This is a genomic window from Streptomyces scabichelini (genome assembly GCF_011045015.1).
In the GTDB taxonomy this organism is placed as follows: Bacteria; Actinomycetota; Actinomycetes; order Streptomycetales; family Streptomycetaceae; genus Streptomyces; species Streptomyces scabichelini.
In genome coordinates, this window is the sequence record NZ_JAAKZY010000165.1 from 1 (window position 1) to 23,459 (window position 23,459).

Here is a 23,459-nt window from a genome sequence, read left to right on the forward strand (position 1 = left end):
GCCCCAGCGGGGTCCAGGGGCGGAGCCCCAGGGATGGGACGGGTAGGGGCGGCGGGGGCGAAAAACCCACCCCGGCGAAACCCTAGGCGGAACCGAAAAATCCGCACATGCTGCGCACATGACACCAAAACTGATGCAGCATCAGCTGACGAGACGTCAAATCCTAGGGATGGCGGCACTACAGACCGCCGCCACCCTCGGCTTCACCCGTATCGGCCTACAGTCCGCCCAATCCGCCGAGCCCGACGCAGTCGAAACCGCCCCCGCGATCATCGTCGGCTCCGGCTACGGCGCCGCCGTGGCAGCCCTCCGCCTGGGCCAGGCCGGCATCCGCACCCTCGTCCTGGAGATGGGCCGCCTCTGGAACACCCCCGGCCCCGACGGCAAGATCTTCTGCTCCACCAGCGCACCGGACAAGAGATCGATGTGGTTCCGGACACGCACCGAGGCCCCGCTGGCCACCTTCCTGTGGCTGGACGTCGTCAACAGGGACATCAGCCCGTACCCCGGAGTCCTCGACCGCGTCCACTTCGACCACATGTCCGTGTACGTGGGCCGGGGCGTGGGCGGCGGCTCCCTGGTGAACGGCGGAATGGCGGTCACACCGCTCCAGTCGTACTTCGGCGAGCAGTTCCCGACCGTGAACGCGACGGAGATGTACAGCACCTACTTCCCGCGCGCCCGCACCATGCTCGGCGTCAACACCGTCGACCCGGCGTGGTTCGAGTCGACCGCGTGGTACCGGTTCACCCGGACCTCCCGGAAGGCCGCCACGAACGCCGGCCTGAAGACCACCTTCGTGCCGAACGTCTACGACTTCGGCTACATGCAGCGCGAGGCGGCCGGCACGGCCACGAAATCCGCGCTGGCCGGCGAGGTCGTCTACGGCAACAACCACGGCAAGCGCAGCCTCGACAAGACCTACCTCGCCTCCGCGCTCGGCACCGGACGCGTCACCATCCACACCATGGAGCGGGTCAAGTCGGTCAGCCGCGCGAGCGACGGGACGTACGTGCTGACCGCGGACCGGATCGACGACACCGGCAAGGTCGTCGAGACCAAGCAGTACGGCTGCACGTACCTCTTCCTCGGCGCCGGCAGCCTCGGCACCACCGAACTCCTGGTCCGGGCAAGGGAGACGGGCACGCTGCCCGCCCTGGACGCCGCTGTCGGCACCGGCTGGGGGACCAACGGGAACGTGATGCTCGGGCGCGCCAATCACCTGTGGGACACGGTCGGGGCCGATCAGGCCACCATGCCGGTCATGGGCATCGACGACTGGGCGAACGCCTCCAACCCCGTCTTCGCCGAAATAGCGCCGCTGCCCACGGGCCTCGAGCACTGGGTCAGCCTCTATCTGGCGATCACCAAGAACAGGGAGCGGGCTTCGTTCTCGTACGACCCGGGCAGTGGCGGGGTGAAGCTCGGGTGGTCCGCCGCCCAGAGCGCGGTCTCCGTGAGCATGGCCAAGAAGCTCTTCGACCGGATCAACTCGGCGAACTCCACGATCTACCGGTACGACCTCTTCGGCTCCGGCAACAAGGTCTTCGCCGACGACTTCACGTACCACCCCCTGGGCGGCTGCGTGCTGGGCCGGGCCACCGACAACTACGGCCGGGTGAAGGGCTATTCACGGCTGTACGTCACGGACGGCTCGCTCGTGCCCGGGTCCATCGGGGTCAACCCGTTCCTGACGATCACGGCGCTCGCGGAACGCACCATGGCGCGGGTCCTCGCCGAGGACACCGCGCCATGAGGAAGCCGTTCCAGGAGCCCGTTCGAGGCGGCTGAGCCCCGTCGGTAAGAGGCTCAGCCCCGGTATATCGCCTCGATCTCGTCCGCGTAGTCCTTGGCCACCACATTGCGCTTGAGCTTCAGAGACGGCGTGAGGTGGCCGGAGTCCTCGGTGAACTGGGCCGACAGAATCCGGAACTTGCGCACCGACTCGGCCTTCGACACCGCCGCGTTGCCCTCGTCGACCGCGCCCTGGATCGCCGCGAGCAGCTCCGGATCCTGAGCCAGGGAAGCCGCGCCGGCGCCGGACGGCTTGCCGTGCTCGTCGGCCCAGCGGCCCAGGAACTCCTCGTCGAGGGTGACCAGCGCGCCCACGAAGGGCCGCCCGTCGCCCACCACCATGCACTCCGCGACCAGCGCGTGCGCGCGGATACGGTCCTCGATCACGGCCGGAGCGACGTTCTTGCCGCCCGCGGTGACGATGATCTCCTTCTTGCGGCCGGTGATCCTGAGGTAGCCGTCCTCGTCGAGGGTGCCGATGTCACCGGTGTGGAACCAGCCGTCGGCCAGCGCCTCCTCGGTCGCGCCCTCGTTGTTCCAGTACCCCTTGAACAGGTGCTCGCCGTGCAGCAGCACCTCGCCGTCGTCCGCGATGCGGATCACGGAGCCGGGCAGCGGCTGGCCGACCGTGCCGATCTTCTGCCGGTCCCACGGGTTGAAGGAGGTGGCCGCACAGGACTCGGTCAGGCCGTAGCCCTCCAGGACCGTGAAGCCGATGCCGCGGAAGAAGTGCCCGAGGCGCTCGCCGAGCGGGGCGCCGCCGGAGATGGCGTACTCGCCCTTGCCGCCGAGCACCGCGCGCAGCTTGCTGTAGACGAGCTTGTCGAAGGTCTTGTGCTTGATCTTCAGGCCGATCGAGGGGCCCGAGGGGGTGTCCAGCGCCTTGCTGTACGCGATCGCCGTGTCCGCCGCCTTGTCGAAGATCTTGCCCTTGCCGTCCGCCTGCGCCTTGGCCCGCGCCGAGTTGTAGACCTTCTCGAAGACCCGCGGTACGCCGAGGATCAACGTCGGCCGGAAAGACGCGAGTTCGTCGGTGAGGTTCTTGATGTCCGGGACGAGGCCGAGCTTGATCGGTGCCAGCATCGGCGCCACCTGGATCAGCCGTCCGAAGACGTGCGCGAGCGGCAGGAAGAGGAGGACGGAGCTCTCGCCCGTGCGGAAGAGGGGGCGCATCCGCTCCACGACGTTCCCGCACTCGGCGAAGAAGCTGCGGTGGGTGAGCACACAGCCCTTGGGGCGGCCGGTGGTGCCGGAGGTGTAGACGATGGTCGCCGGGTCGTCCGCCTTGGCGGCCGAGCTGCGCTCATCGACCGTCTCGTCGCTGACGTCCTTGCCCGCGCGGCCCAGCTCCTCGACGCCGCCGGCCTCGATCTGCCAGACGTGCTTCAGCTCGGGCAGCCGGTCGCGCACCGACTCGACGGACGCGGCGTGCGTGTCCGTCTCCACGATGCAGGCGGTCGCGCCCGAGTCGCCGAGGATCCACTGCACCTGCTCCGGCGAACTGGTCTCGTACACCGGCACGGTGACCGCGCCCGCGCTCCAGATCGCGAAGTCCAGGAGCGTCCACTCGTAGCGCGTACGGGACATCAGGCCGACCCGGTCGCCGGGCTGCACACCCGACGCGATCAGGCCCTTGGCGGCGGCCTGCACCTCGGCGAGGAACGCGGTGGCGCTGACATCCGTCCAACTGCCGCCCACCTTACGGGCGATGACCGCGACATCCGGATGCTGCGCGGCGTTTCTGCGGACGATGTCGGTCAGGTTGCCGTCCGCAGGGACCTCGTACAAAGCCGGAAGGCTGAACTCGCGCAAGACTGCTGCTCCTCATAGGGCGCCGACGCCACGACCTCATGTGTTGTGTTGCGACGGAGCGGTCCAAGGCTCGGGCAGGTACTCGGGGATTCAGTTGTTGAAACCCTGAGCACGACTGGACTGCCCGGACGTTACCCGCCGGTACGCCTCTACGACAGGGGGGTCCGGTGAGATGTTCCCTGCGTCACACGTGTGGGCGTTCTTTGGCGAGCGTAATCCAGTCTCCTACACCGCAGGAAGTCGCCGCAGGTCCGACCATCTCTACACACGTTTGCTCCACAGGCTTACCCTTGATCGCCATGGCAGGCACACAAGGCGGCACCCGAAGGACGCGGATCCACGTCGTCAGCGACGTCCACGGAAACGCCCGTGACCTGGCCAGAGCCGGCACCGGCGCGGACGCCCTGATCTGCCTGGGCGACCTCGTGCTCTTCCTCGACTATGCCGACCACTCGCGCGGCATCTTCCCCGACCTGTTCGGCACCGAGAACGCGGACCGCATCGTCGAACTGCGCACCGCCCGCCGCTATGAGGAGGCGCGGGAGTTCGGCAGCCGGCTGTGGGCGGGCATCGACCGCGGCCCGGCCATCGAGAAGGCCGTACGCAAGCAGTACGCCGAGATGTTCGCCGCGTTCCCCACACCGACGTACGCCACCTACGGCAATGTCGACATGCCGGCCCTGTGGTCCGAGTACGCCGGACCCGGTACCACCGTGCTCGACGGGCAGCGCGCCGAGATCGGCGGCTGGACCTTCGGCTTCGTCGGCGGGGGCCTGCGCACACCCATGCGGACGCCGTACGAGATCAGTGACGAGGAGTACGCGGCGAAGATCGAGGCCCTCGGTGAGGTCGACGTGCTCTGCACGCACATTCCGCCGGAGGTGCCCGAGCTCGTCTACGACACGGTGGCGCGACGCTTCGAGCGGGGCAGCAGGGCACTGCTGGACGCGATCCGGCGGACCCGGCCGCGGTACTCGCTCTTCGGACACGTCCACCAGCCGCTGGTGCGGCGGATGCGGGTGGGGGCGACCGAGTGCGTCAACGTCGGGCACTTCGCCGGAAGCGGGAAGCCGTGGGTTCTTCAGTGGTGAGGGCTCCCGGCGATGGCCGACCCGCTGCCGCGCGGTAGCCTTCACGCTGCATCCACAGGCAGACACGCGATAAGCACTGCGAAGCACTGTGGAGCACCGAGAACCACCGAGAACCACTGAGCACCACCCCCCTTGTCCGGACCGCATCTGGAGGAGCCACGGCGATGGCGGAACACACCAGCTCGAGCATCACGATCGAGGCTGCACCGGCCGACGTCATGGGAGTGATCGCCGACTTCGCGCGCTATCCGGACTGGACCGGCGAGGTGAAGGAGGCGGAGGTGCTCGCCAGCGACGAGCAGGGCCGCGCCGAGCAGGTACGCCTCGTCATGGACGCCGGCGCCATCAAGGACGACCAGACCCTGGCGTACACCTGGACCGGCGACCACGAGGTCTCCTGGACCCTCGTCAAGTCCCAGATGCTGCGGTCCCTCGACGGCTCGTACATCCTGAAGCCGGCGGGTTCGGGCGCCACCGAGGTCACGTACAAGCTGACGGTCGACGTCAAGATCCCCATGCTCGGCATGATCAAGCGCAAGGCGGAGAAGGTCATCATCGACAGGGCGCTGGCGGGCTTGAAGAAGAGGGTGGAGACGGGAGACGGCGACAAGTAGTCGCCACCCGCTGTGGGCAGTCGTTCCGCAGGGCGATGGGGGTCCCCCGCTCGAGCGGAGCCGAGAGTGGGGGAGGGTGGGCACAGCACACCAGTACCGGGTGCCATCCGCAAACAAGGCTCAACGACAAGTAACCCCGAGCGGAGCGCATGCGCACACTCTTGATCACCGGCCCCGGCGGCTCCGGCCGCACAACGGTCGCCGCGGCCACAGCCCTCCAAGCCGCCCGCCAGGGCACCCGCACCCTGCTGCTGAGCGCAGACCGAACAGACAGCCCCGGCGCCGCCCTAGGCAAACCCACCGGCCCAACCCCCGCGGACGCGGCCCCGAACCTGACGACCTGGCGCCCCGACGCCGGCGAGGACTTCCGGAACGACCTCCTCGCGTTCCAGGACCGCGCGGCCTCCGCCCTGGACCTGCTGGGCGCCTCCCGTCTCGAAGGGGAGGAACTCACCCCGCTCCCCGGCGCCGAGGAACTCGCCCTGCTGCGCGCCCTTCGCGACGCGGCGACGGCAGAGACGTACGACCTGCTGGTCGTCGACCTGCCCCCCACCCCGCACGCGCTCGCCCTCCTCGCACTCCCGGAGCAGCTGCGCCGCTATCTCAGCCGCCTGCTCCCCGCGGAGCGCCAGGCGGCGCGCGCCCTGCGTCCCGTGCTCGGCCGTCTCGCCGGTGTCCCGATGCCCTCGGAGCGGCTGTATGAGACGGCCGCCCGCTGGGATCTCGAACTGGCCGCCGTCGAGGCGGTCCTGGCGGACCGGGCGACGACCGTACGTCTGGTCGCCGAGCCCGGCCCGGCCGGTACCGACGCCGTGCGCACCGCCGCCACCGGTCTCGCCCTGCGTGGACTGCGCGCCGACGCCCTGGTCGCCAACCGCGTCCTGCCCGACGCGTCCCCCGACACCTGGCTCGCGGCACCTACGGCCCAGCAGCGCAAGGCCCTGGACGAGTGGCGGACGACATACCCCCTCCACGAGACCCCGCACCTCGGCCACGATCCACGCGGCACCGACGATCTCGCCGCGCTCACCGTGCCCGGCGCGGGTGACGCCCCGCGGCCGGTCGAGTGGCCGATGACCGACCGGCTCGCCGACGACGGCGTGATCGTCTGGCACATCCCGCTGCCCGGTGCGGTACGGGATGAGCTCGACCTCATCCGGCGCGGCGACGAACTCGTCGTCACCGTCGGGCCGTTCCACCGGATCGTCCCGCTCCCGTCGGCCCTGCGCCGCTGCACCGTGGACGGCGCCGCCCTGCGCGACAGCGAACTGCGCATCCGTTTCACACCGGACCCGGAACTGTGGCCGCGGGGGAGCTGACCGGTGCCCGCGGCAGGTTGGCCGAGTCCCGATCCGTGGGGGACCTGTGGGGTCGGACACGGTGAACGGCATACCCCCGTTCGGGTAACGTCGAGAGATACAGAGCCAATGCTTGGAGTCCGCCATGAGCGATGAGCGACCCACGTCCGACGCAGCGGAGGACGCGCTCGACAAGGTGCACGACGAAGTGCGTGCGACCGACGCCGACGCCTGGGCGAAGGCGTGCGCAGAGGACCTGGCCGCGGAGAAGGCCCGCCGCCGCACCCAATACGGCCCGCCGCCCGGCTCGGCCGCCGAGGAGCTGCGCAAGCTCGTCGACACCGTCGCCGACCGCCTGTCAGGACTGCAGTCGCCGCTGCTCGGTGCCGTGGCCGGCGGTGCCGCCCAGCAGATGGTGAACCAGGTCGTGCAGCAGGCCAAGGCCGCCGTCGAGCCCGTGATAGAGCGCAACCCCGAGGTCTTCGACCACCTGGCCGCGGCCGGTTCCGAGCTGCTCGCCGCGTACCGCTCCGCCGTCGAGCGGCAGGAGCGGCGCTGGACCCGCGACTCCGCCCCGCACAGGCCCGATGACGAGGACTCCGGTCCCGGGGAACACATCGACCTGGACTGAAGCCCCTCGGGTACGGTTGGCCGTAGCGGGGCTCGACCGAAACTGAGGGATTCATGGGACTCACCATCGGCGTCGACATCGGCGGCACGAAGATCGCGGCCGGCGTGGTCGACGAGGAAGGCAACATCCTCTCGACCTTCAAGGTGCCGACCCCCAGCACGCCGCAGGCCATCGTGGACGCGATCGCCGCCGCCGTCGAGGGCGCCCGCGCCGGGCACGAGATCGTGGGCGTGGGCATCGGCGCCGCAGGATACGTCAACCGGCAGCGCTCGACGGTCTACTTCGCGCCGAACATCGACTGGCGGCAGGAGCCGCTGAAGGACGAGGTCGAGCGCCGGGTGGGCCTGCCGGTCGTCGTGGAGAACGACGCCAACGCGGCCGCCTGGGGCGAGTACAAGTTCGGCGGGGGCAAGGGCCACCGCAATGTCATCTGCATCACCCTCGGCACCGGCCTGGGCGGCGGCATCATCATCGGCAACAAGCTGCGCCGGGGCCACTTCGGCGTCGCCGCCGAGTTCGGCCACATCCGGATGGTCCCGGACGGCCTCCTGTGCGGCTGCGGCAGCCAGGGCTGCTGGGAGCAGTACGCCTCCGGGCGCGCCCTCGTCCGGTACGCGAAGCAGCGGGCCAACGCGACACCCGAGAACGCGGAGATCCTGCTCTCGCTCGGCGACGGAACCCCCGACGGGATCGAGGGCAAGCACATCTCGATGGCGGCGAGACAGGGCGACCCGGTCGCCGTCGACTCCTACCGCGAACTCGCCCGCTGGGCAGGTGCGGGCCTCGCGGACCTCGCCTCGCTCTTCGACCCGTCCGCCTTCATCGTGGGCGGCGGCCTCTCCGACGAGGGAGAACTCGTCCTCGACCCGATCCGCAAGTCGTACCGACGCTGGCTGGTCGGCGGGAACTGGCGCCCCGTGGCCGACGTGATCGCCGCCCAACTCGGCAACAAGGCGGGCCTGGTGGGTGCGGCAGACCTGGCCCGAGAACCAGACCCGATCATGTAGCGCCCCTTAGGGGCGCGAGGAACTGCGCGACAAGCCACAAACAACCGTCAGTCGCACACAAACTTCGCGCCCCGAGCTATTATGCGTCCCGACCCGCGGTCTCTGCGTAAATTGACCGCATGACAGCGGCGCTCCCAACCTCCCGCACCGAGCCCGACGGTTCGGTCGTCATCCGCGTCCTCAGCTACAACATCCGCTCCATGCGCGACGACACCTCCGCGCTGGCCCGGGTGATCCGTGCCTGTGCACCGGACCTGGTGCTGGTGCAGGAGGCGCCCCGGTTCTTCCGCTGGCGCAAGAAACTCGCCCGGCTCGCAGCCGCCTCCGGGCAGGTGATCCTCTCCGGTGGGGCCACGGCCGCAGGACCGGCGCTCCTCTGCTCCCTCCGGGCCACCGTCGAACGCACCGAGGACGTGCTGCTCCCCCTCACGCCCGGTCTGCACCGGAGGGGCTTCGCCACGGCGGTCGTACGTTTCGCAGGCGCGCGCCTCGGCGTACTGAGCTGCCACCTCTCGCTGCAGAAGGACGAGCGGTACGAGCAGGGCGGCATGCTGCTCGACCGGCTGGCCGCGCTCGGAACTCCGTACGCGATCGCGGGCGGCGACCTGAACGAACGCCCGAACGGCCGCACGTTCAAACGCCTCGGTGCCGATCTCCAGGACTGCTGGGCGGTTGCTCCCTGGGGTGGCGAGTACACCTCCACCCCCGCCGAGCCCCATCAGCGGATCGACGCCCTCTTCGCCACGGAGGGCATCGAAGTCCTCGGCTGCGGCGTCCCGTTGGGGCATCCCGGCATCACGGAGACGGACTTGAGGGCGGCCACGGATCATCTTCCGGTGCTGGCCGCCCTCAGGGTTCCCGCTGCCTAGGAGTTCCTGCTGCCCAGGGGTGTGCTCGTGGGGGACGTACGCGCGAGGTGTCAGACCACCGCGCCGCGTCCCGGGTCGTCGTCGTCCTCGTCGTCGGGGCGCATCCGCATGACCAGCGTGGTGAAGCCGCCGAGGAAGCCGCCGATGCCGACGGTGGCCAGCCACCAGGTCATGTTCCAGCCGAGCAGGACGGCGAGCAGGAGCAGGATCGGGCCGCCGAGCACGGCGAGCCAGGCGAACTTGGCCGTGGTGTCCGCGGCGGGCAGCGGGGGCGGCTCGGGCGGTACGAAGTGGCCCTCGTCGTCCTCGTCGAAGTCCTCCTCGGCCGGTTCCGGCGCCTTGTAGTCGCGCGGGCCACCGACGCCGGGCGGGAAGGCGACGGAGCTGCCCAGCGGCTTCTCGGAGGCGGGCCTGTCGTCCGCCTTCGGGGCGCCGGAGCCCTCGGAGGCCTCGGAGTCCCTGGGCTTCTCCTTGGTGTCCCCGGGGGCCTCCCCGTCCCGCTCGGACGCGGTGTCGTTCGCGTCGTTCGTCTCGGACTCCAGGAGTGCCAGGTCCTCCACCGACTTGAAGGGCTTGGCGCCCGGCGGGTCCGGTGGCTCCTCGCCGTACCCGGCGACAATCGCAGCCCAGGCCGCGGCCTCGTCGAACGACGGGCCCTGCTCCTCGCCGGGCGGCGCGTCCTTCTCCTCGGGCTCGCGGTCCGCGTCGTGCTCAGCCACCAGTGGCCGTCCCTTCCTGCTGACCCACCTGACCTGCCTGGTCCACCAGAGCCCCGTCGGCCTTATCGGCCTCCTTGCCGGCTCCGGGCGCGAGCCGCTCGACGAAGGCGAAGCTCTCCTCGAAAATCCGGTCCGCGTCGTGGTCCAACGTCGCGACGTGGTAGCTCTGTTCCAGCACGACCTCCGTGACGTCCGTGGACGACACCCGGCTGAGGATGCGCGCCGAGTCGGCCGACGGCACGACATGGTCCTGGACGCTGCGCAGGAGCAGCATCGGCTGCGTGACCTGCGGCAGCTCGCCGTCGACCAGCCGGAAGAAGTTCCGCAGCGAGTGCGCCGCGTGCAGCGGGACCTTGTCGTAGCCGATCTCGACGCCGCCCTCCTTCGCGATGTCGCTGGCGATTCCCTTCGTCGTACGGACGAGATACCGGGCCACCGGAAGGGCGTACGCGGAAAGCCCGTGCACCTTGTTCGCCGGGTTGACCACGACGATGCCGCTCACCTCGTCCCCGTGCTTCGCGGCCAGCCGCAGGCTCAGGGCGCCGCCCATGGACAGGCCGAACACGAAGACCCGGGAGCAGCGCTCGCGCAGGGCACGCAGCTCGCGGTCCACCTCCGCGTACCAGTCCTGCCAGCCGGTGAGCTGCATGTCCTCCCAGCGTGTGCCGTGACCGGGCAGCAGCGGCAGCGAGACGGTCAGGCCCCGCTCGGCGAGATACTCCGCCCAGGGGCGCAGCGACTGCGGGGAACCCGTGAAGCCGTGGCAGAGGAGGACACCGACCTCTCCGCCCTCGTGGCGGTACGGCTCGGCTCCAGGAAGGACCGGCACGTTCGGTCTCCTGTTCATCTAGTTCATCTGAAGGGCGATGAGACGATCACCCCGAGACTTCGGGGCGTACTTCACCGTACGCGACGGCACTGACACCGACCAGGGCCGTCGGGCCCTTTGACAGTGCTCCGGGTTAGGGTCTGATCTACGGACACAGGAGGCACTCGGGTGATCTACGGCGCAATGAAGTTTTCCATCGGAGGGCCCCTGAAGCTCGCCTTCAGGCCCTGGGTGGAAGGCCTCGAGCACGTGCCCGCCGAGGGCCCGGCGATTCTGGCGAGCAATCACCTGTCGTTCTCGGACTCGTTCTTCCTGCCCGCCGTCCTGGACCGCAAGGTGACCTTCATCGCGAAGGCCGAGTACTTCACGACGCCCGGCATCAAGGGGCGGATGACCGCCGCCTTCTTCAAGGGCGTCGGCCAGCTTCCGGTGGACCGTTCCGGTGCGCGCGGCGCGGGCGAGGCGGCCATCAAGAGCGGCCTAGAGGTCCTCGAGCGCGGCGAACTGTTCGGCCTCTACCCCGAGGGCACGCGCTCGCCCGACGGCCGCCTCTACCGGGGCAAGCCCGGCGGCCTCGCGCGCGTGGCGCTCGCCTCCGGCGCGCCCGTCATCCCGGTCGCCATGATCGACACCGAGAAGATCCAGCCGCCCGGCAAGGTCCTCCCCAAGCTGATGCGCCCGGGTATCCGCATCGGCAAGCCGCTGGACTTCAGCCGTTACCAGGGCATGGAGCACGACCGGTTCGTCCTGCGCGCCGTGACCGACGAAGTCATGTACGAAATCATGAAGCTCTCCGGCCAGGAGTACGTCGACATCTACGCGACCGCCGCCAAACGGCAGATCGCGGAGGCGGCGAAGGCGGAGAAGCAGGCGGAGAAACAAGCGCAGAAGCAGGCGGAGCAGGATCGGAAATTAGCCGGGAAGACGGCCGAACGGGACGCGGAGAAAGCGGCCGGGAAGGAACGGTCCGGCTCCTAGACGCGTCCGTCAGGGGTGGAGTGGGGGACATTCCGAGGTGGGGGGACATGCCGAAGCGCGAGCGAGTCATGAGGATGTCGGTCGAGCAGCCGCTGTGGCGCGCGCTCACCGCGTACCGCGTACTGACGATGTGCTACGCGATCGGGCTCTTCGTCTCCGCGTACGACAAGTTCCAGCGGCCCGCGGTGGGCGCCGTCTACCTCGCCGTGCTCTTCGTGTGGACGCTGGTGACGCTGCCCAAGGTGGCCAACGCGGCGAGCTGCACCAAGCGGTTCCTGGCCGCCGACCTGACCGTCGCGCTCACCGGCATCCTGCTCACGCCGGTCGCGGACTCCCACGACCGCATCGTGGCCGGTGGCCCGACACTGCCGTCGATATGGACCGCGGGTGCCGTGCTGGCGTACGCGGTCAAGGGCGGCTGGCGCTGGGCGGCCTTCGCGTCGACGCTCGTCGGCGTCGCGAACGTCATCCAGCGCGGGGCGCTCAGCCAGGACACGCTCCACAACGTGCTGCTCGTCTGGGTCGCGTCCATCGCCATCGGATACGTCGTCGAGGTCGCCCGCGCCTCCGAGCGCACCCTCGCTCGCGCCCTGGAGATCGAGGCCACGACCCGCGAGCGCGAGCGGCTGGCCCGCGACATCCACGACAGCGTCCTCCAGGTCCTCGCGATGGTGCAGCGGCGCGGCTCGACGCTCGGCGGTGAGGCCGCGGAGCTGGGGCGTATGGCGGGCGAGCAGGAGGTCGCGCTGCGCACGCTGGTCTCGGGCGGGCTGCCGGCCTCCAGGATCTCGGAGGACGCGGCCCAGGGAGCTCTGGTACGTGCGGTGGACGAACCCGACGAACCTGCCGAGGACGACCCCTGTGACCTGCGCGCGCTGCTCGCCCCGTACGCCACCGCGAAGGTCACCTTCTCCGAGCCGGGCGCGCCCGTCCTCCTCGCCCCGTCCACGGCGAAGGAACTGGCGGCCGCGGTCGGCGCCGCCCTGGACAACGTCCACCGCCACGCAGGCGAGAACGCCCGCGCCTGGATCCTCGTCGAGGACGAACCGGACGCGGTGATCGTGACCGTCCGAGACGACGGCCCCGGCATCCCCGAGGGCCGCCTCGCCCAGGCCGAGGGCGAGGGCCGCATGGGCGTAGCGCTCTCGATCCGGGGCCGACTGCGCGAAATCGGCGGCACGGCTGAGGTGATCTCGATCCCGGGCCAGGGCACGGAGGTCGAGCTGAGGGCGCCAAAAAAGGCGACCAGAGGATGAGCGCCCCTTCAGGGGCGCGGGGAACTGCGCGACAAGCCACAACGGCCCGGCAGCCGAGACACGACCCAATGGGGGGCCTGGGGGCGCAGCCTCCAGTTCCGGGAAGGGGCGGGGCTGGGGAAAACCAAAAGCCACGGCAGAGCTGGAGCGGCGATGAGTGAACAGCAGGACCCGATCAAGGTCATGGTCGTGGACGACCACCCCATGTGGCGGGACGCCGTCGCCCGCGACCTGAGCGACGCCGGCTTCGACGTGATCGCCACGGCGGGCGACGGCGACCAGGCGGTACGCCGCGCCCACGCCGCCAACCCCGACGTCCTCGTACTCGACCTCAACCTGCCCGCCAAGCCAGGCGTCCAGGTCTGCAAGGAACTCGTCAAAGCCAACCCCGCCCTGCGCGTCCTGGTCCTCTCCGCGAGCGGCGAGCACGCCGACGTCCTGGAGGCGGTCAAGTCCGGAGCCACCGGCTACCTGCTCAAGTCGGCCTCCACGGAAGAGCTGATCGACGCGGTGCGCCGCACGGCCGTCGGCGACCCCGTCTTCACACCCGGCCTCGCGGGTCTGGTCCTCGGCGAGTACCGCAGACTCGCCTCCGAGCCCGCCCCCGCCCCGGGCGCCGACGAGCCCAAGGCCCCGCAGCTCACCGACCGCGAGACCGAGGTCCTGCGCCTGGTCGCCAAGGGCCTGAGCTACAAGCAGATCGCCGAGCGCCTCGTCATCTCCCACCGCACCGTCCAGAACCACGTCCAGAACACCCTGGGCAAGCTCCAGCTGCACAACCGCGTGGAGCTGGTGCGGTACGCGATAGAGCGCGGCCTCGACGACGAGTAGCGGCACGTGGACGACGGGTAGCCGCATACAGACGGTGAGCAGCCACACACAGACGCGTGGTCGCAAACAACCGGGACCGAGTCAACCCGGCAACCCGCACCCCCACCTTCGAGTGAAGTCGTTGATCAATCCCCGCACAATTCACCGGAATTGACTCTTCGCACCATGCCTAAGTGACCTGGATCACTATTAGCGTGACCTTCATCAGGCAACCGCGGCGAAGGGACATTTCCATGCGGGTCGGAGTACTGACCGGAGGCGGCGACTGCCCCGGGCTCAACGCCGTCATCCGGGGCATCGTCCGTAAGGGCGTACAGGAGTACGGCTACGACTTCACCGGTTTCCGGGACGGCTGGCGCGGTCCGCTGGAGGGCGACACCGTCCAGCTCGACATCCCCGCCGTACGCGGCATCCTGCCCCGCGGCGGCACCATCCTCGGCTCCTCGCGCACCAACCCCCTCAAGGTGGAGCACGGTATCCGCCGGATCAAGGAGAACCTCGCCAAGACCGAGGTCGACGCGCTCATCGCGATCGGCGGCGAGGACACCCTCGGCGTCGCCGCCACCCTCTCCGACGACCACGGCATCCCCTGCGTCGGCGTACCCAAGACCATCGACAACGACCTCTCCGCCACCGACTACACCTTCGGCTTCGACACGGCCGTCAACATCGCCACGGAGGCCATCGACCGCCTCCACACCACCGCCGAGTCGCACATGCGCGTCCTCGTCGTCGAGGTCATGGGCCGGCACTCGGGCTGGATCGCCATCCACTCCGGTCTCGCCGGCGGCGCCAACGTCATCCTCATCCCCGAGCAGCCCTTCGACCTCGACCAGGTCTGCGCCTGGGTCACTTCCCGCTTCAAGGCCTCGTACGCACCGATCGTCGTCGTCTCCGAGGGGGCGAAGCCCAAGGACGGCGACATGGTCCTCAAGGACGGTTCGCTGGACGACTTCGGGCACGTCCGCCTCTCCGGCGTCGGCGAATGGCTCGCCAAGGAGATCGAGAAGCGCACCGGCAAGGAGGCCCGTACGACGGTCCTCGGCCACATCCAGCGCGGCGGCACCCCCAGCGCCTTCGACCGCTGGCTCGCCACCCGCTTCGGCCTGCACGCCATCGACGCGGTCCGCGAGGGCGACTTCGGCAAGATGGTCGCCCTGCGCGGCACCGACATCGTGCGCGTCCCGATCGCGGAGGCCACGGCCAGGCTGAAGACGGTGGACCCGAAGCTGTACAACGAGGTCAGCGTCTTCTTCGGCTGAGGCGTCCCTGGGGGTTTCGTCAAACGCCGGGCGGGCTGAAAACCAGCCCCTCCGGCGTTTGACCATGGGGCAGCCCAGCGATCAACTCCCGTACCACAGCGGTGCCGTCGAGGCTCAGCACCGACTCCGGGTGGAACTGCACGCCGGCAAACCCAGGCCCGCGCAGGCCGTGCACCTCCCCGCTGTCACTGCGGCTGACCTCGACGCCGTGGGCCGCCAGCTCCGCCGCGGTCTCGTCGTCGCAGTGCGCCACGAAGCTGTTGTAGAAGCCGACGGTCTCCCTCCGCCCGAAGAGGTCGATCTCCGTCTGGGCGCCCTGGTACGGGACTTCCTTCCGTACGATCTCCAGGCCCAGCTCCGCCGCGATCAGCTCATGGCCGAGGCACACACCGAGCACACCGTGCGGGTGGCGGCCGATCACCTCGGCGGTGAGGCCGCGCAGGAAGGACATCTTGGGGTCGGCCGTGTCCGAGGGATCGCCCGGTCCGGGACCGAGGATCAGCGGCCCCTCGTGCGCGAGAACCGCCTCCCGCAGCCCCGGCTCGTCGTACCGCCGCACGGACACCTCAAGACCCGACGAACGCAGCAGATGCGCGAGCATCGCCGTGAAGGTGTCCTCGCCGTCGACGACCAGGGCATGGCCGTCCAGCTCGGCCGAACGCTCCTGCATCCGCAGCCAGAACGGCGCGAGCGAGCCCCGCCGCCCGTCGAGCGCGGCCTGTACGCGCGGATCATCGGCCAGCTTCGGCCGTGCTCGCTCCTCGCGCGGCCGTCCGGGACGTACCCCCAGCGCGGCCAGCACTCCCGCCGCCTTCGCGTGCGTCTCGGCGACCTCGCTCGCCGGATCGGAGCCCCGTACGAGCGTGGCGCCCACCGGCACCCGCAGCCGGCCCCCCGCGTCGATGTCCGCGGTACGGATCAGGATGGGGGAGTCGAGGGTCTGGGCGCCGCCGGAGTCGCGGCCGACTAGCGCGAGGGCACCCGCGTAATAACCGCGTCCACCCACCTCGTGCCGCTCGATCACCCGGCACGCGTTCTGCACCGGCGACCCGGTGACGGTCGCGGCGAACATGGTCTCGCGCAGCACGTCGCGCACATCCAGCGAGGAACGCCCCCGCAACTCGTACTCGGTGTGCGCGAGATGGGCCATCTCCTTCAGCCGCGGTCCGACGACGACCCCGCCCATGTCGCCCACCGTGCACATCATCTTGAGCTCCTCGTCGACGACCATCGACAGCTCCTCGATCTCCTTGCCGTCGGCGAGGAAGTCCAGCAGATCCTCGGGAGTCGGCCCTTCGGTCGGATAGCGGTACGTCCCGCTGATCGGGTTCATCACCACCGTCCCGCCGGACATCCGGACGTGCACTTCCGGACTCGCCCCGACAAGCGTCCGCTCTCCCGTGTGCACGATGAAGGTCCAGTACGCGCCCCGCTCCCCGACGAGCAGCCGACGGAACAGCGCGAGCGCGTCCGCCCTGCCGAACCCGGGGATCTCCCCCTCGTACGTACGCCGGATGACGAAGTTCGCGCCCTCGCCCCGCCCGATCTCCTCCCGCAGGACCCGTCCGACGATCTCCGCGTACTCCTCGTCGTCGACGTCGAAGCCACCGTCCGCCACGCTCACGTCGTGCGCGGGCAGCTGCGACAGCGCCTGGTCCAGAGGGAGTTCGTACGTCTCCTCGGCGGTCAGCACCGAGAGGGGCGTGCCGTCGTCACGCACGTCGAAGCCGCGCTCGCGGATCTGACGGAAGGGGATGAGGGCCAGGCCCTCGTCGGGGATGTCGGCGAGACGGTCGTACGTGGTCACCGGGCCGCGCAGGACTTCTACGGTGTCGTGGTCGTGTCCGGGAGTACGGCGGCGCAGCAGGGCGAACGGGCGGTCGTCGTGCAGGAGCCGGGCCAGGTCCATGGGGCGTTCCTCTTCCGTCGTGATCGTGAGGAACGGCCCTGGTCGTGAAAACACTGAAGGCCGCCCCTCGGGCGGCCTTCGCGAAGTCTTGCGTACGCGCAGTCAGTGGGCCGCCGGGTGAGCGGTCCACCACCAGTTCTGGTTCTGGGTCGAGTGCGCGAACATGTGCGGCACCTTATCCCATGCCGGGGACCGGTCGCGGGCGTACTCCGGTCCCTCTCATCCGTCTCATCAGACGGGCGGGACGAAAATCGGTCGACACGACCCCGTAATGTTTACGAGGTGACCGTGAACGCTGATTCCCAAGCCGTCGCCGCCGAGGCGACCTGGCGAGACCTGCCCGCGGCGCAGCAGCCCGACTACCCCGATGCCGAGGCCCTGCGCGAAGTGATCGCCGAGCTGGCGAGCTATCCGCCCCTCGTCTTCGCCGGCGAGTGCGACCAGCTGCGCGCCCGGATGGGAGCCGTCGCCAAGGGCGAGGCGTTCCTGCTTCAGGGCGGCGACTGCGCCGAGGCCTTCGACGCGGTGTCGGCCGACCACATCCGCCAGAAGCTCAAGACGCTGCTCCAGATGGGCGCCGTCCTCACGTACGCGGCCTCCGTGCCGGTCGTGAAGGTCGGCCGCATCGCCGGCCAGTACTCCAAGCCGCGCTCCAAGCCGACCGAGACCCGCGACGGCGTGACGCTGCCGACCTACCGCGGCGACTCCGTCAACGGCTTCGCGTTCACCGAGGCCGCGCGCGTCCCGGACCCCGAGCGCCTGAAGCGGATGTACCACGCCTCCGCCTCCACGCTGAACCTGGTGCGCGCCTTCACCACCGGCGGCTACGCCGACCTGCGCCAGGTGCACGCCTGGAACCAGGACTTCGTGAAGTCGTCCCCCTCCGGGCAGCGCTACGAGCAGCTGGCGCGCGAGATCGACCAGGCGCTGAACTTCATGCACGCCTGCGGGGCCGACCCGGAGGAGTTCAAGACCGTCGAGTTCTACGCCTCCCACGAGGCGCTGCTCCTCGACTACGAGTCGGCGCTGACCAGGGTCGATTCGCGTACGGGTCACCTGTACGACGTCTCGGCGCACATGGTGTGGATCGGTGAGCGCACCCGTCAGCTGGACGGCGCGCACATCGAGTTCGCCTCGAAGATCCGCAACCCGATCGGCATCAAGCTGGGCCCGACGACGACGGCCGAGGACGCGCTGCGGTACATCGAGCGCCTCGACCCGGACCGTGAGCCGGGCCGGCTGACCTTCATCGTCCGCATGGGCGCCGACAAGGTCCGCGACAAGCTGCCCGAGCTGGTCGAGAAGGTCACCGCCTCGGGCGCGACCGTGGCCTGGATCACCGACCCGATGCACGGCAACACCTACGAGGCGGCCTCCGGCCACAAGACCCGCCGCTTCGACGACGTGCTCGACGAGGTCAAGGGCTTCTTCGAGGTCCACAAGGGGCTCGGCACGCACCCGGGCGGCATCCACGTCGAGCTCACCGGTGACGACGTCACCGAGTGCGTGGGCGGCGGCGACGAGATCTTCGTCGACGATCTGCACCAGCGCTACGAGACGGCCTGCGACCCGCGCCTGAACCGCAGCCAGTCCCTGGACCTGGCGTTCCTCGTCGCGGAGATGTACCGGGACCAGTAAGCCGGGGCGGCTGCTTTCGGTTGTTACAGATGCAGGCAGTGGGGCGCGGATCACATACGATCCGCGCCCCGCTCCACTTTTGCGACCCCCGCCCGGCGGGTAAGGTTAGGTTTGCCTCACCGAAAAATCGGGACGGCACGGCCTTTCAATCCCGTCGGGTGGTGAACCGCGTGTACGTCTGCAACTGCTTCGGTGTCACCGAGGCGCAGGTGAAGAAACACGCGGAGGGCGGTGCCTGCACGCCCCGCCAGATAGCGTCGGCCTGCAAGGCGGGTACCGACTGCGGTTCCTGTGTCCGGCGTATTCAGGCACTGCTGGGCCGGGGCGCCTGCTCCCGCCCCGAGCTGGCCGACCAGGCTCAGCCCGCTCTCTCCGGGCTGCCCGAGTTGGACGAAGCCGCTTAGCTGTCCGGCTGCTCGACGAGCTGGGCGATGTAGAGCGGCTCGCCGAGCTTCTCCACCAGCTCCAGCTGGGTCTCCAGATAGTCGATGTGATGCTCCTCGTCCGCGAGGATCGACTCGAAGATGTTCGCGGACGTGATGTCGCCCTTGTTCCGCATCACCTCGATACCGCGCTTGAGGCGGTCGATCGCCTCGACCTCGACCTGCCGGTCCGCCTGGAACATCTCGGTGACCGTCTGCCCGACCCGGACGTGGAAAAGCCGCTGGTAGTTCGGCAGGCCCTCCAGAAAGAGGATCCGGTCGGTGAGCACCTCCGCGTGCTTCATCTCGTCGAACGACTCGGCCCGGGTGTACTTCGCGAGCTTTGTCCAGCCGAAGTTCTCCTGCATCTTCGCGTGCAGGAAGTACTGGTTGATCGCGGTCAGCTCGGCGGTCAACTGCTCGTTGAGAAATTCGATGACCTCGGGGTCGCCCTGCATTGCAGAGGCTCCTTCCACGCGGGGGGACTGGCAGGTTGCGCCGCATGATTCCACCGGCTCCAAGGGGCGTCCAGTAAGTGCAGGCTTAGTAGCAGATGCCCGAATCGGGACAGGCCTGGTCATCTTCACCCTCCTTGGTCTGTCAGGATGGAGACATGGGTCAGCCGGTGGAGCGTGAATCTGGAGAAGCGGCGCAGTCGGAGCTTCCGCCGGGGCAGCGACTGCAGCGCGGCTGGCCGGTTACGCATTACGGGCCCGTACCCAAGTTCCGCCCCGAGCGCTGGGAGTTCAGGATCTTCGGCGCGACCGCCGACGGTGAGAAGCACTGCTGGAACCACGAGGAGTTCTCGGCCCTGCCGTACGCCACGGTCGTGGCCGATCTGCACTGCGTGACGAAGTTCAGCATGCTCGGGGCCGAATGGGGCGGCGTCCCGGCTCGTACGCTGCTGGAGATCGCCCCTCCCGCGCCGAGCGTCACCCACGTGATGGTCTGGGCGGAGTACGGCTTCAGCTCGAATCTGCGCCTCACCGACTTCGCCTCCGAGCGCACGGTCTTCGCCACCCACAAGGACGGTGAGCTGCTCACCGCGGAACACGGCTTTCCGCTGCGCCTGGTGGTGCCTCAGCTGTACGCGTGGAAGGGCCCCAAGTGGGTCCGGGGCGTCGAGTACATGACCGCCGACCGCCGCGGCTTCTGGGAGGAGCGCGGCTACCACAACATCGGCGACCCCTGGCGCGAGCAGCGCTATTCGTACCAGGAGGAGCCCGGGGACGGGCCCGAGCTCTGAGCTCCTGCAGGCGAGGTCCACCTGGTCGACGCCTCGCACGTGCTGTTCGTCACAGAGGACTGACCCGACCGTCCGGCATCAGCCGTCCCGGAGCTTCTTCAGCCGCTCCACGTCCGCCGCGTGCCCTTCCTTCCCGCCGGGCGTCTCGATAATCAACGGCACCCCCGCCGTGGCCGGGTGGGTCATCAGAGCGCGGAACGGGTCCTCGCCGATGTGGCCGGCGCCGATGTTCGCGTGACGGTCCTTGTGGGCGCCGACCACGTCCTGGGAGTCGTTGGCGTGGATCAGCTTCAGCCGGCCCTCACCGACCGTGTCCACCAGCAGGTCGAGGGTCTGGTGCATTCCGGTGGGCCCGGTGAGGTCGTGGCCCGCCGCGAAGATGTGGCAGGTGTCCAGGCAGACGCCCAGCTTCGGATGGGCGTCGAGTGCCTCGAAGTACGGCCCGAAGTCCCAGGTCCGGGAGCAGAGGGAAGCGCCCTGGCCCGCGGTCGACTCGATCAGGAGGTCCGGGTCGTCGTCATGGGTCAGCTCGTCGAGCAGCGGCAGCAGGTGCTCGCGTACCTGTTTGAGCGCGACCGCACGCGCCCGCCCGCCGGTCGCCGAACCCGTGTGCACGACGACTCCCAGCGCCCCGATCTCGCGCCCGCGGCGCAGCGAGTGCCGCAGCGACTCCACGGACCGTTCCAGGGTCGCCTCGGTGTGCGAGCCGAGGTTGATCAGATAGGGCGCGTGGACGTACGCGGGGATCGAGCCCGCGGCGCAGGCCGCGCGGAACTCCTCGTCCTGCCGCGGATTCCCAGGGGGCGTCGCCCAGCCGCGCGGGTTGGCGACGAAAACCTGGACGGTTTCGGCGGCCAGATCACGCGCGTACGAGAGACCGACGGAGGCGAGGCCGCCCGCCACGGGGACATGGCTGCCGACGGGGTTGCGGGACTGCTCAGTGCTCACCCCTTCAGGGTGTCACGGGGTCCTGCGCGTCCCGTCGGCGGATGCTGTAGCCGCCCTGCCCACCGTCATGTCCACGCTGTTTCCCCTGCGATTCCCCTGCGGCTCCCGTGCGGCTCCCGTGCGATTTGCCGTGCGTTCCTCGATCCTGATGCGTCACTCGATCCCGATACGTCACTCGATCTCGATGGTGATCGTCGAGCCCTTCGGCGCCGTGTCCCCGCCGTCCACCGACTGGCCCTTGACCGTGTCGCCGAAGAGCCCGAGCAGGCCGCGGTCCTCCTCGACCTTGAAACCGGCGCCCTCCAACTCCCGCTTCGCGTCGTCGACCTTGTCGCCCACGACGTCCGGGACCTCGACCTGCTCAGGGCCCTTGGAGATGGTCAGCGTGACGGTGTCGCCCGTGCCCAACTGGCGTTCGGCGGGCGGCGACTGCTGCGCGACCTGGCCCGCGTCGAACTCGGAGTTGATCTGCTTCGGGGCGATCTTGACCTTCAGGCCCGCGTCCTCCAGCTCCTGCCGCGCGTCGGCGAGGTCGTCACCCGTGACGTCCGGCACGTCCACCGGGCTGCCCTTGCTGACGGTGAGCGCGATGGCCGAACCCGCCCGGCGCTTGGTGCCCGCATCCGGATCCGTGCTGATCACAAAGCCGTAGGGGACCTCTTCGCTGAAGGCCTTGCTGATCATGCCCGCCTCCAGGCCCGCACTCTTCAGTTGCTCCTTGGCCTTGGCCAGCGCGTAGCCCTCCACGTCCGGCACCCGTACGTTCTGCGGGCCCTTGGAGATCGTCAGCGCCACCGAGTCGTTGTCGCGGATCCGGTCGCCCGTCTTGGGGTCGCTGCTGATGACCGTGCCGCGCTTGACGGTGTCGCTGTATGCGCGCTTGACCTGTCCCACGTCGAGGCCGGCGCTCTGGAGCCGCTGCTTGGCCTTGGCCTCGGTCATCGTGAGCAAGGGCGGGACCTTGGTGAACTGGCCGGAGTTGATGTACCAGACGCCCGCGCCGACACCGAGGATCAGCAGCACCGCGGCGATGATCGCGAGGGTGCCGCGCCGGGGACGCGGGCTGCGGGTGCGGCGGCGCGAGGGAGTGATGGGGGGAGGCGGGGTCTCCAGAACGCTCGTGTGGTTGATCCCGCGGTCGCCCTCGTCCTCGTTCACGGGGAGCGGCCGCGGCACGGACAGCGAGCGCGGGATCACGCTCGTACGGTCCTCGGCGATGTCGTGGTCCGCGGTGATCGCCTGCGGCGGCACGGCGTCCAACTGGTCGGCGGTCAGCCCGTTCCGTACGTCCAGGACCTGTGCGAGCAGGGCCACCGCGTCGTGCGGGCGGACTTCCGGAGTGCGTGCGGTGGCCGACGCGACCAGCTCGTCGAGGTCGTAGGGCAGGCCCGGAACGTGCGCCGACGGCGGCGGTACGTCCTCGTGGAGGTGCTTGTAGAGCACGGCCGCCGGCGAGTCCGCGGAGTGCGGCCGGTCGCCGGTCAGCATCTCGTAGAGGACGATTCCGCATGCGTACACGTCGACCCGTGGATCGGCCGTGCCGTGTTCTATCTGCTCCGGGGCGAGATAGGACACCGTGCCGAGCACGGACCCGGTCGTGTTGGTGACCGTGTCCACGGCCCGTACGAGACCGAAGTCCGCCACCTTGACCCGGCCGTCGTCCCCTATCAGGACGTTCTCCGGCTTCATGTCGCGGTGCACGAACCCGGCGCGGTGCGCGGCGCCGAGCGCGGCGAGCACCGGCTCCAGGATGTCGAGCGCCGCGCGCGGCTGCAGCGCCCCGCGCTCGCGCAGCACGTCCCGGAGAGTGCACCCGGCGACGTACTCCATCGCGAGATAGACGTACGCGCCGTCCGTGCCCTGGTCGAAAACCTGCACCACATTGGGGTGCGCCAACCGGGCCACCGACTTGGCCTCGCGGATGAACCGGTCGACGAACGTGGCGTCGGCGGCCAGTGTGGGATGCATCACCTTGAGCGCGAGCACGCGGTCGAGGCGGGTGTCCACGGCCCTGTAGACCGTGGCCATCCCACCGACCGCGACCCGTGCGTCAACGCGGTAGCGGCCGTCGAGCACCTGCCCGACCAACGGGTCCTGAAGGGTCGTATCCACGCAGGTGAGTGTACGAGCCGACACTGTCAACCCCACCGCTTCGGCCGAGATCGCAGCGGGACTGCAGCCGACCTGTGACGCATATCTCAGCTTGAGGAGCGCCCCGTCAGGGGCGCGGGGAACTGCGCGACAAGCCACAACGAACCCGCACCCGACCGACGACCGAGGGGGGCCTGGGGGCACAGCCCCCAGT

22 protein-coding genes are annotated in these 23,459 nt (G+C 69.6%); 14 read left to right on the forward strand and 8 right to left on the reverse strand.

All coding sequences use genetic code 11. The features are described 5' to 3' along the window. Positions 1-133 precede the first annotated feature (133 nt). Positions 134-1,756: a GMC oxidoreductase gene (locus tag G5C60_RS36655; protein WP_478503723.1), complete on the forward strand. Its 1,623-nt coding sequence runs from the start codon at positions 134-136 to the stop codon at positions 1,754-1,756. Between the two features lie 53 nt (positions 1,757-1,809). Here the strand turns inward: G5C60_RS36655 and G5C60_RS36660 are convergent, their stop codons facing one another. Beyond that, on the reverse strand, positions 1,810-3,606 hold the full coding sequence (locus G5C60_RS36660; RefSeq protein ID WP_165265974.1) for an AMP-dependent synthetase/ligase: 1,797 nt from the start codon (positions 3,604-3,606) through the stop codon (positions 1,810-1,812). 299 nt (positions 3,607-3,905) lie between these two features. Between G5C60_RS36660 and G5C60_RS36665 the strand changes: the two genes are divergently transcribed. The 6 genes from G5C60_RS36665 (at position 3,906) to G5C60_RS36690 (ending at position 9,116) form a co-directional block, all read left to right on the forward strand. Beyond that, a complete protein-coding gene (locus G5C60_RS36665) occupies positions 3,906-4,697 on the forward strand; it encodes a metallophosphoesterase family protein (protein WP_165265976.1) in 792 nt (263 codons plus the stop codon). A 164-nt stretch (positions 4,698-4,861) separates the two neighbouring features. Continuing rightward, entirely contained in the window at positions 4,862-5,311 is a 450-nt protein-coding gene (locus tag G5C60_RS36670; protein WP_165265978.1) for an SRPBCC family protein, read from the forward strand. A 149-nt stretch (positions 5,312-5,460) separates the two neighbouring features. Beyond that, positions 5,461-6,630 carry an ArsA family ATPase gene (locus G5C60_RS36675; protein ID WP_165265980.1) on the forward strand — a complete coding sequence of 390 codons (1,170 nt, stop codon included), beginning with the start codon at positions 5,461-5,463 and terminating at the stop codon, positions 6,628-6,630. Between the two features lie 124 nt (positions 6,631-6,754). Further along, a complete protein-coding gene (locus tag G5C60_RS36680; RefSeq protein WP_165265982.1) occupies positions 6,755-7,240 on the forward strand; it encodes a DUF5304 domain-containing protein in 486 nt (161 codons plus the stop codon). A 53-nt stretch (positions 7,241-7,293) separates the two neighbouring features. After that, positions 7,294-8,247 carry an ROK family glucokinase gene (locus G5C60_RS36685; RefSeq protein WP_165265984.1) on the forward strand — a complete coding sequence of 318 codons (954 nt, stop codon included), beginning with the start codon at positions 7,294-7,296 and terminating at the stop codon, positions 8,245-8,247. Between the two features lie 119 nt (positions 8,248-8,366). After that, positions 8,367-9,116, forward strand: coding sequence for an endonuclease/exonuclease/phosphatase family protein (locus G5C60_RS36690; RefSeq protein WP_165265986.1), 750 nt, complete (start codon positions 8,367-8,369; stop codon positions 9,114-9,116). Between the two features lie 50 nt (positions 9,117-9,166). Here the strand turns inward: G5C60_RS36690 and G5C60_RS36695 are convergent, their stop codons facing one another. Together G5C60_RS36695 and G5C60_RS36700 are read right to left on the reverse strand one after the other, a co-directional pair. After that, positions 9,167-9,835, reverse strand: coding sequence for a hypothetical protein (locus G5C60_RS36695; protein ID WP_165265988.1), 669 nt, complete (start codon positions 9,833-9,835; stop codon positions 9,167-9,169). Further along, positions 9,828-10,664 carry an alpha/beta fold hydrolase gene (locus tag G5C60_RS36700; protein ID WP_165265990.1) on the reverse strand — a complete coding sequence of 279 codons (837 nt, stop codon included), beginning with the start codon at positions 10,662-10,664 and terminating at the stop codon, positions 9,828-9,830. Before G5C60_RS36700 ends, G5C60_RS36695 begins: the two co-directional genes overlap by 8 nt. Before the next feature lie 183 nt (positions 10,665-10,847). Here G5C60_RS36700 and G5C60_RS36705 point away from each other — a divergent pair, with 183 nt between their 5' ends. From G5C60_RS36705 to G5C60_RS36720, 4 genes are all read left to right on the forward strand, one after another. Next, the gene (locus G5C60_RS36705; protein WP_165265992.1) at positions 10,848-11,642 is read left to right on the forward strand and encodes a lysophospholipid acyltransferase family protein; all 795 of its coding nucleotides are present in this window, start codon (positions 10,848-10,850) and stop codon (positions 11,640-11,642) included. Between the two features lie 47 nt (positions 11,643-11,689). Continuing rightward, positions 11,690-12,898, forward strand: coding sequence for a MacS family sensor histidine kinase (macS, locus tag G5C60_RS36710; protein WP_206440429.1), 1,209 nt, complete (start codon positions 11,690-11,692; stop codon positions 12,896-12,898). 153 nt (positions 12,899-13,051) lie between these two features. Further along, positions 13,052-13,729 (forward strand): response regulator, encoded by a 678-nt coding sequence (locus G5C60_RS36715; protein ID WP_165265994.1) that lies wholly within the window; start codon positions 13,052-13,054, stop codon positions 13,727-13,729. A 233-nt stretch (positions 13,730-13,962) separates the two neighbouring features. Next, on the forward strand, positions 13,963-14,991 hold the full coding sequence (locus G5C60_RS36720; protein ID WP_165265997.1) for a 6-phosphofructokinase: 1,029 nt from the start codon (positions 13,963-13,965) through the stop codon (positions 14,989-14,991). Positions 14,992-15,010: 19 nt separating this feature from the next. Here G5C60_RS36720 and G5C60_RS36725 read toward each other — a convergent pair whose 3' ends face one another. Continuing rightward, positions 15,011-16,900: an anthranilate synthase family protein gene (locus G5C60_RS36725; RefSeq protein ID WP_165265999.1), complete on the reverse strand. Its 1,890-nt coding sequence runs from the start codon at positions 16,898-16,900 to the stop codon at positions 15,011-15,013. A gap of 102 nt (positions 16,901-17,002) precedes the next feature. Next, positions 17,003-17,065, reverse strand: coding sequence for a trp operon leader peptide (locus G5C60_RS54350; protein WP_152788727.1), 63 nt, complete (start codon positions 17,063-17,065; stop codon positions 17,003-17,005). A 117-nt stretch (positions 17,066-17,182) separates the two neighbouring features. Between G5C60_RS54350 and G5C60_RS36735 the strand changes: the two genes are divergently transcribed. Beyond that, positions 17,183-18,538, forward strand: coding sequence for a class II 3-deoxy-7-phosphoheptulonate synthase (locus G5C60_RS36735; protein ID WP_165266001.1), 1,356 nt, complete (start codon positions 17,183-17,185; stop codon positions 18,536-18,538). 161 nt (positions 18,539-18,699) lie between these two features. Further along, a complete protein-coding gene (locus G5C60_RS52575; RefSeq protein ID WP_165266003.1) occupies positions 18,700-18,942 on the forward strand; it encodes a (2Fe-2S)-binding protein in 243 nt (80 codons plus the stop codon). On the opposite strand, the gene bfr is transcribed toward G5C60_RS52575, so the two are convergent. Next, entirely contained in the window at positions 18,939-19,418 is a 480-nt protein-coding gene (gene bfr / locus G5C60_RS36745; protein ID WP_165266005.1) for a bacterioferritin, read from the reverse strand. The two genes, G5C60_RS52575 and bfr, sit on opposite strands and share 4 nt — an antisense overlap. Before the next feature lie 155 nt (positions 19,419-19,573). Here bfr and G5C60_RS36750 point away from each other — a divergent pair, with 155 nt between their 5' ends. Then, positions 19,574-20,206, forward strand: coding sequence for a sulfite oxidase-like oxidoreductase (locus tag G5C60_RS36750; RefSeq protein WP_165266007.1), 633 nt, complete (start codon positions 19,574-19,576; stop codon positions 20,204-20,206). A gap of 78 nt (positions 20,207-20,284) precedes the next feature. Here the strand turns inward: G5C60_RS36750 and G5C60_RS36755 are convergent, their stop codons facing one another. Then, entirely contained in the window at positions 20,285-21,154 is an 870-nt protein-coding gene (locus G5C60_RS36755) for a deoxyribonuclease IV (protein ID WP_165266009.1), read from the reverse strand. 171 nt (positions 21,155-21,325) lie between these two features. Next, positions 21,326-23,266, reverse strand: coding sequence for a Stk1 family PASTA domain-containing Ser/Thr kinase (gene pknB, locus G5C60_RS36760; protein WP_165266011.1), 1,941 nt, complete (start codon positions 23,264-23,266; stop codon positions 21,326-21,328). Positions 23,267-23,459 lie beyond the last annotated feature (193 nt).